At 57.3% G+C, this 1,823-nt stretch carries 2 protein-coding genes and 1 pseudogene; all 3 read left to right on the top strand.

All coding sequences use genetic code 11. The features are described 5' to 3' along the window. Nucleotides 1-320: pseudogene (locus WCA53_RS14085) on the top strand (LysR family transcriptional regulator); the annotation flags it as partial. A 55-nt stretch (nt 321-375) separates the two neighbouring features. Beyond that, nucleotides 376-1,302 carry a LysR family transcriptional regulator gene (locus tag WCA53_RS14080; RefSeq protein WP_423911222.1) on the top strand — a complete coding sequence of 309 codons (927 nt, stop codon included), beginning with the start codon at nt 376-378 and terminating at the stop codon, nt 1,300-1,302. A 120-nt stretch (nt 1,303-1,422) separates the two neighbouring features. After that, a complete protein-coding gene (locus WCA53_RS14075; protein WP_423911219.1) occupies nt 1,423-1,797 on the top strand; it encodes a hypothetical protein in 375 nt (124 codons plus the stop codon). Nucleotides 1,798-1,823: the final 26 nt, after the last annotated feature.

The raw sequence follows: 1,823 nt of genomic DNA, 5'->3' as shown, positions 1-1,823 counted from the left end.
TACTCGAGAATGTCCTAGATAAAAAGCATATCCACCGTCGCGCCGTGCTCGAAAAGCCGCACTTCATGAGCTTGCCGTTCATCCTGTCGCGCACGGATCTGATTGCGACCGTGCCGCACGCGATTGGCTATGCCTATCTCGAAGAACACAAGTCCATCACGCTCGTGGAACCGCCCATACCTTTGCCGCTCTTCGATTTGAAGCAGCACTGGCATCGGAAGGTTCACAACGATCCGCGCACCGTATGGCTGCGTGGCAGGGTGGCATCGCTGTTCAACGACGAGCTCGACGAATGGCCGAAACGTCCCAGCCAAGCCTGAAACGCAAGGTAAAAGCCGCTAAGATGGGCTCGTTGTTTCCCATCAGGAAAGTGTCATGGATGCGTTGACGAGCTTGCGGGTGTTTCGCGATGTGGTGGAAGCCGGGAGTTTTGTCAAAGCGGCTGAGCGGCTGGATATCTCCACGGCGATGACCAGTAAGCACGTGGCGAATCTCGAACGTCAGCTCGGCGTGCGTCTGCTGAATCGGACCACGCGACACCTGAGCCTGACGGAAGCGGGCAGCGTTTATTACGAGCAGTGCCGTGAAGCGCTCGATATTCTCCAGGCTGCCGAAGCCGCTGTCGGAAACCAGACCGATCAACCTCGCGGCGTACTCAAGATCACTGCGCCAGGATGGTTCGCGACCCGCAAGTTCGCCGACATCCTGGTGGCGTATCGCGCGCGCTACCCCGATGTGACGATCGATTTGCGGCTGGAGAATCGCTTTGTCGACCTGGTGGAAGAAGGCTATGACATGGCCTTGCGCGCGACGTCGGAACCATCGCCCACCATGATCGTGCGGCCACTTTGCACGATGCCCTTCTTGCTGGTCGGCGCGCCAGCATATTTGAAGGAACGTGGGCATCCGCGGCGCCCTGACGAACTCAGCGAGCGGCATCAAATCGTCCTGCCGACCTACGCCAATATTGATACGGTCGAGTTTGTCGGGCCAGACGGCACGTTTGTCGTGAAGAACAATGCAGTGCTGAAGTCCAACGATACGTCCATGACGCTGCAACTCGTTCGCGCCGGCCTCGGTCTCGCCTATTTCCCCGAATGGATCGTCGCGGCTGAACTCGCCTCGGGCGCGTTGACGCAGTTGTTTCCCGACTACACCACGTTCGCACCGCGGGTCTACGCCGTCTACACGAGTCGCAAATACATGACGACCAAGGTGAGGACGTTCATCGACTTCCTGTCGGACGCCTTCGCCTCCGATGATTCGGTCGTCAAGACGCCACTATCACGAAAACTAGGATAAATCGTATTCAAAGCATGTCGCTGCTCTGTGAAGATCGCGCCAATCTTGTTGTCCGAGCTATCGAGACGACCGTTCACGCCGATTTTTCATTCGTTTTCACCAACACCGAGCCGACGTGCGATGACTTTCCCCTGGTTTGCTTTGATCTTCAACTTTGCCCTGCTGATAGCTTCAATTTTTATCTGCAACACGCTGAACACCGGGCGCCGCGCGCCGCCCTGGAATGGCGCGCTGATCTTTATCGGCTTCTGTTTCCTCGCGATGGTTCTGGATGTCGCGCTGACTGTTGTATTTGCCTCGGCTACGACGACCGATCGTGAACGGTATATTGATTTATCGTCGCTTGCCGCTTACGGCGAGCGGGTGGTGGCGTATGTCATTCCGTGCGTTGTTGCTGCGTTCATGGCGTTGCGGTTTCAGGTCCGGCAGCGCAGCCGGGCGCCGCGCGTGATGATCCAGACGTCTGAATACACGCAATCTGAATTGCCGATCTAGGGTTGTTTTCGGGTTGCGCGATGCCC

It is taken from the genome of Caballeronia sp. (assembly GCF_049581465.1).
Taxonomy (GTDB): Bacteria; Pseudomonadota; Gammaproteobacteria; order Burkholderiales; family Burkholderiaceae; genus Caballeronia.
Note: the sequence above shows the minus strand (reverse complement) of the source record. Positions and strands in the feature narration are given on the sequence as shown.